Source organism: Salibacter sp. (assembly GCF_031581065.1).
GTDB lineage: Bacteria > Bacteroidota > Bacteroidia > Flavobacteriales_G > Salibacteraceae > Salibacter.
Map to the genome: position 1 here is coordinate 1 of NZ_JAVLBN010000073.1, position 6408 is coordinate 6408.

Genomic DNA, 6408 nt, shown 5'->3' on the forward strand with positions numbered 1-6408 from the left:
GGTCAAAGCCCAGTGAACCGCTATTATCCGGCCCCGGTTGGATAAAAATAATAATTTTATGCCGGTCAACCTACGGGACGACCAAAACTCTCACCGGGAGGTAAACACGGCAAACCTGGCAGCTTCCCAAAACCTGTCAGGTTTTTGTTTTTCAACTCTCTTTTTTATTTTTGAACTAATAGATAGTTTTTTAGGTGATTAGTAGAATTAAAATGAAGCCGTCCATTGGGGCGGCTTTTTTTGTCAGCTAAATTTTTTTATATTTGATTTGATGAAAAATTATTGATTTTTCATAGTGTATATATTAGGTTTAAAAATAAGGAGCTGTCGGTAGATGGCTCCTTTTTTTGTGCCTGATTTTTTGCTTTTGTAGTAGTCAATCCATATGACAAAAAACTCCTGTAAGGAAATATCTATGGAAAACGAATGTGTAAATATTTGAAGCTTTTGTTTTTGATGAAGATTTTGTAATTTAGTGCCATTGAAAAATTAGTTTTTTTCATAAGTAAGTGGTTAGTGGTTGAAGCCAACGATTTTATTCGTTGGCTTCTTTTTTGTGCCCAAATTTGTACTTTTGAATCGTTCGACCCACGGGAAGAACAGTACTCTTGCCGGGAGGTAAACACGGCAAACCTGACAGGTTCCCAAAACCTGTTAGGTTTAATTTCATAAATGCTTTTTTGATACACCCATTTGTTTTTACAATTCTATTTTTTAAATTTGAAACTATAGATTTTTTTAGATGGTTAGTGGGTTTAATAGAAGAAGTCGTCCTTGTGGCGGCTTTTTTTGTTGATAAATAATAAGTAACCACAATATCTGCTACACTAAAAACCACATCCCAATCACCTTCCCCAATAACATACTTAATTCCCTCAATATGCGTTCATTTGCAACACTCGCCTAAACGGTGCGATGGATATGAAAAGGGAAATTCTTCGTTTACTTTTTACAGCGCTCATTGTCAGTGGCTTCCCTTTGTTGGTGAGCGGCCAGCTCTCCAATATTCGCACGGTAAAGCGCCCGGTTACTGATACCATTCAAATCGATTCGTTGCCGGTGATTCCCAACTCGGTAGTGACAAAACCGAATATCCAGTTTGAACTTTTGGCGGGCGAAAGCAAGCTCGTTCCCCAAAACGCCACAACCGATTCCATCGAAATCACGTACCGCATTTTTCCCACCGAGATGTTCAGAACCTACCAAAACAAAAACCCCAATACTTTCCGGCCCGATTACACGGGAAAACAAAATCCGTTTTCTTACGTCAAAGCGCCCGATCCCGGAGAAGGACTCACGTTGAGCAGACTCAATAAATCGGGGAGTATTTCGCGCGGACTCAATTTTGGTAACAATCAGAACCTGGGCGTGAATTCTAACCTAAACTTGCAGTTGAATGGAAAAATCACTGATGACGTGGGCGTTCGCGCAGCAATCTCTGACGAGAACATTCCCGTTCAGCCCGAGGGGAACACCCAGCAACTCCAGGATTTCGACCAGGTGTACATCCAGGTTTATGGCGACAACAGCCAGCTCACGGCCGGAGATTACATGATCGAAGATCCCAACAGTTATTTTCTCGATTACCAAAAACGACTACGAGGCGGAGCATTCGAGACCGAGTTTTCGTTCGGCTCTGACCGTGATAAAGACTACAAAAATGAAGTGGGTGCCAGTGCTGCCCTGTCGCGCGGTAAGTTTGCCCGCAACATCATTCAGGGTGTTGAGGGGAATCAGGGGCCTTATCGACTTTCGGGATCAGACAATGAGCAATTCATCATCATTCTAAGTGGAACGGAAAAAGTGTACATCGATGGAAAGTTGCTCAAGCGCGGTGAGGATTACGATTACGTGATTGATTACAACAAAGCTGAGATTACGTTTACAGCTCTCCAGCCGATTACGAAGGACGAGCGTATTATCGTGGAGTTTCAGTACAGCAGCCAGGCTTACGCGCGTTCATTGCTCGAGTTTCACGACAACCTCGATTTGGGCAAGCTCAAACTTAACTTCAATGCTTATAGCGAGCAGGACAGCAAGAATCAGCCGTTTCAGCAGGATATCAACGACAACCAGCGAAATATTTTGGAAAATGTGGGCGATGACATTGAAAACGCGTTTGCACCATCAGCCAATGCAGTTGGCTATCAACAGGGCGAAGTCCTCTACAAGCGCATTCCCGATTCGGTAGAGAACAATGGAGTCGATTCCATTTACGTTTACAGCACCAATCCTGACAGCGCCATTTACCGCGTGCAATTCAGCGATGTAGGGCCCGGCAACGGGAATTACATTGAAGTACAATCCGGGGCCAATGGCCGCGTTTACGAATACATTGCGCCTGTGAATGGGCAACCTCAGGGGCGGTACGAGCCTGTGATTTTGCTCGTTACACCCAAGCAGCGCCAGATGTTCACCTTTGGCGGAACCTATGATGTGAGCGAACGAACGTCTTCGTTTTTTGAGGTAGCCCTTTCCAAAACTGATCTCAACACGTTTAGCGATGAAGACTCGGGCGATGATTACGGTCAGGCTGTTAGAGCCGGAATTTCGACCAATCAACCTCTCGGTCAGAGCCCAAAACCGCTCACGCTCTCCGTAGGTGGCGATATAGAGTACGTCAACGATACGTTTGAGCCCATCCAGCGATTCCGATCAATTGAATTTGACCGCGATTGGAATATCCGGGATTTGGATCTGACCAAAACGCAGTTTTTACCAACTTTCAATTTTGGACTTTTCAAGGATAGCCTGGGGAGCATGGATTACGCTTTCAAGAGTTTCATGGGAGGATCTGAATACGAAGCGCTCCGCCATTCGGGAAAAGTAAATGTAGAACGGAACGGATTTGACGTGGATTTTGACGCCAGCCAAACCACAACATCGGGCGAGTTGTCAAAATCAGAATATTACCGTCATAAAACGCTTGCCACAAAGGAAATTAGCTTTTTGGAAATCGGCTACCGCGATGATTTGGAAAACAACCTGCGTTACACACCACAAACCGATTCGCTCAACAACACAGCATACGGCTGGTGGGAGTGGGAGGCGTTTGTCCAAAAGGCAGACTCGGCCGATAATTTTTACAAACTGGGTTACACTAACCGAACAGACAGAGGCGTGAAAAACGGCAATTTGCAAACGGCTACACTCGGGAATATGTATGCTTTCCAGTTTGCCCTCAACAAAAATCCAAACAGTACGCTCAAAGGAAAGGCCACTTACCGCACACTCGAAGTTCAGGACACTTCTATTTACGATAATGAACCTGAACAGAATTTAATAAGCAGGCTGGAATACACGTTCAGAGCCCTGGAGGGAGCAATCTCAAGTACCAGTTTTTACGAGATAGGTGGTGGACTGGAAGAGGAGAAAGAATACGTTTACGTTGAGGTAGCTCCGGGACAGGGAACATACACCTGGACCGATTACAACGGGAATGACGTGCAGGAACAGGACGAGTTTGAAATTGCTCAATTTCAGGATCAGGCCAATTTTATGCGTATTTCTGTCACCACAAATGACTTTGTGAGAACGTACTCCAACCAGTTCAACCAACAGTTGAATTTAATGCCGGTCAGAGCCTGGCGCAACGAAGACGGGTTGAAGGAATTCCTGGCGAAGTTCTCCAATCAGTCATCTTACCGCATCAGCCGGAAAACGCTCCGAGATGAAGGTTTTGATCGATTCAATCCCTTTTACAGAGCCACGAGCGACAGCGCGCTGATTTCAATGACCAACTCATTCAGGAACACGTTGTTTTTCAACAGATCAAATGAGAATTACGGAATGGAGTGGACGTACCAGGATTTGGTGAATAAAAACCTGTTGAGCAACGGCTTTGAATCGCGATCTGACCGTTACCACCTTACCGATTTGCGCCTGAACTTTATCGATAGTTGGCAAATAAACCTGATTGGCAGGTTGGGGACAAAAAGTACTTCATCAGAGTTTTTTCAAAACCGCAATTACAACATCGAGTACTACCGCGCAGAGCCAGTTGTAACGTATCAACCCAGCGCTAAAGTTCAGGTGAAGTTGAGCGTTGAGTACGATGAGCAAAACAACACATTACCCGAGATAGATGGTGAAACGGCTACCACGCAAAGCGTCAACAGCGAGCTTAGGTGGAATCAGGTAGGCAAGGGTAGCGTGATCATGAAAGCCAGCTACATCGAAATCGATTTTGACGGGCCCACGAATAGCCCGGTTGCTTATGAAATGCTCCAGGGGCTCAACTCCGGAGTCAATGGAACGTGGGAAGTGACCTTCCAGCGGAGTATAGGCGAAAATCTCCAGGTCAACCTCACTTATGCCGGTCGCAAATCGACCGATGTAAAGACCATACACACTGGAAACATGCAAGTTAGGGCCTATTTTTAGGGATGGTTGCATCAAAAAAAAGAAAATCTTTCCACGTAACCGTGTTTGTAAAAAGTTAAGCTAAAAAGGGTTGTGTTGTTATTCTGCATCCCCTTAAAGTATTACTTTTACCTCAGTTTAACCTAAAAATTAATAAATTATGAAAAGACTGAAAATTTCAATTCTGGCCCTTGCCGGAGCAGCTATGATTTTTGCCAGCTGTGAAAAAGATGATCCAAAAGAAGTAAACGTTACTTCTTCTGCAACGATCACAGGTAACGTACAGGCTCAACTCGACCTGCGCAATGACACAAATTTTGTGACGAACCTTGAAAACGTAGAGGGAGTCAACATTTATGCACGTATCAGCACTGCAGATCTCACAACGAATGTTGATCCAAATTTTAACTACCCATCAAAAGTTTACAAAGCAACAACCGATGCTGATGGAAACTACGAGCTCAACGTAAAAGCAGGCTCAAAAACGGTTGCTGTTGAAATTTACGGTGATGAGTTCAAAAGAGATGTTGTTCTCGACTCTAACAACAACACACAGAGCGTTAATTTCTCTATGATGACAGACTCAATCACAGTTACTCATCAGCAGACGAAGATTTACGACATCGTTTACCAATAAGAACCTTAAAAAGCAAAATTGATATGAAAAAGATAGCTTCATTAATAATAGCCGGGACATTTGTGCTATCAGGTGCAATGGCTCAGAATGACGAGAGTGCAGATCAGCAAAATGATATGCAACTCAAAAGCAAAAAAGGAGTCTCTATCCTTCCTGAACAGGGCGATTGGGCACTCGGTGTAAATGCTGTTCCTTTTCTCAACTTTTTGGGAAATACGATGAACGGAACTTCAGGAAACACGACAGCCTTTGGATTCCTGAATAACAACCAAACTATTTTTGGAAAGTACTTCATGGAAGAAGACTTTGTTATTCGCGGTGCGTTGCGTGTTGGTGTAAACTCTACCAAAACCGACAACTTTGTTCAGGATATGGGAGCAGTCTCTCCGCAGGATATGGTAAAAGATACCCGTAGTCAGAACACAGGAATCTATTTACTGAGTGGTGGTATCGAAAAACGTAAAGGAAACTCGCGTATTCAGGGTTACTACGGAGCTGAGCTCCAGTTAGGCCTCTCTACTCAGAGCACAGAGTACGAATACGGAAACGCTCTTACAGAATCAAATCCATCTGTTTTTTACACCGATGATTTTGATGCAGGTACATCAACACAGGGTTCTCAACGTCCTATCCTCTCAGAGGCAGGAACTACCTGGATGGTAGGAGCGAGAGCTTTTGTTGGAGTTGAGTACTTCGTAGCACCAAAGCTTTCAATTGGTGGTGAATTCGGCTGGGGCCCAATGTATCGCTCACAAGCTGATGGCGTATCACGCATCGAGAGAGCGAGCTTTACGGGTGTTGAAGAGGTAGAAACAGAACTCGGTGGAGAACGCGAGTTCGACATGGATACTGACAACATGCAGGGAGCACTAAAAGTGATGTTTCACTTTTAATTAGGAATCCCATAAAATTTAAAAAGCTCCAATGGCATTTGCTGTTGGGGCTTTTTTTGAGTCTTATGATCCCTTTTTCCTGACAGAAAGGGATAAAGTCAAGTCTCATCAGAGGCGATTTTTATCCGTTCCGTATAATAGCACATTATCTAAATCGCAATCCCGTTCCTCACGTTACGAGGAGTATCGCTGACTGATGAGTCGGGGCCAACGATTGGAGTTTGGTGTTGATTGATGTTAATTTGGGTTCGGTTGTTTTTTACTGTTTGTAAAAGCTCGTGGTTTGTTTAAGAGGTAGAAAGATTTAGTGATTTATTACTTCTACAGCATTATTATCATAGCTTACTAATTATTTTATCCTTTATCCATTCAAATGCTTCTTCTTGTTCGTATTTCACTTCTGATCTTAAGAGACCTTCAGTATCGGTTAAGAAACTTCTGTCTTTTTCTTTGTCTTCTATATTTCTTAAAAACTGTTTCTGTGTAGGTTTTTTATCTACAACAAAATTCATGTAC

At 43.5% G+C, this 6408-nt stretch carries 4 protein-coding genes and 1 pseudogene; 3 read left to right on the forward strand and 2 right to left on the reverse strand.

Annotation, left to right across the window (positions count from 1 at the left end; translation table 11 throughout):
• Window positions 1–535: 535 nt before the first annotated feature.
• On the reverse strand, window positions 536–670 hold the full coding sequence (locus RI557_RS11155) for a hypothetical protein (protein WP_310668730.1): 135 nt from the start codon (window positions 668–670) through the stop codon (window positions 536–538).
• Window positions 671–915: 245 nt separating this feature from the next.
• On the opposite strand from RI557_RS11155, the gene RI557_RS11160 reads away from it, so the two are divergent.
• From RI557_RS11160 to RI557_RS11170, 3 genes are all read left to right on the forward strand, one after another.
• On the forward strand, window positions 916–4383 hold the full coding sequence (locus RI557_RS11160) for a hypothetical protein (RefSeq protein ID WP_310683817.1): 3468 nt from the start codon (window positions 916–918) through the stop codon (window positions 4381–4383).
• 139 nt (window positions 4384–4522) lie between these two features.
• Window positions 4523–4999 carry a hypothetical protein gene (locus RI557_RS11165; RefSeq protein WP_310683818.1) on the forward strand — a complete coding sequence of 159 codons (477 nt, stop codon included), beginning with the start codon at window positions 4523–4525 and terminating at the stop codon, window positions 4997–4999.
• 23 nt (window positions 5000–5022) lie between these two features.
• Window positions 5023–5892, forward strand: coding sequence for a hypothetical protein (locus tag RI557_RS11170; protein ID WP_310683820.1), 870 nt, complete (start codon window positions 5023–5025; stop codon window positions 5890–5892).
• A gap of 335 nt (window positions 5893–6227) precedes the next feature.
• On the opposite strand, the pseudogene RI557_RS11175 reads toward RI557_RS11170, so the two are convergent.
• A pseudogene (locus RI557_RS11175) lies at window positions 6228–6408 on the reverse strand (nucleotidyl transferase AbiEii/AbiGii toxin family protein); the annotation flags it as partial.

Coding starts and splice junctions, on each gene's coding strand:
- RI557_RS11155 (WP_310668730.1), bottom strand. CDS start 670: ATGAAATTAAACCTAACAGGTTTTGGGAACCTGTCAGGTTTGCCGTGT.
- RI557_RS11160 (WP_310683817.1), top strand. CDS start 916: ATGGATATGAAAAGGGAAATTCTTCGTTTACTTTTTACAGCGCTCATT.
- RI557_RS11165 (WP_310683818.1), top strand. CDS start 4,523: ATGAAAAGACTGAAAATTTCAATTCTGGCCCTTGCCGGAGCAGCTATG.
- RI557_RS11170 (WP_310683820.1), top strand. CDS start 5,023: ATGAAAAAGATAGCTTCATTAATAATAGCCGGGACATTTGTGCTATCA.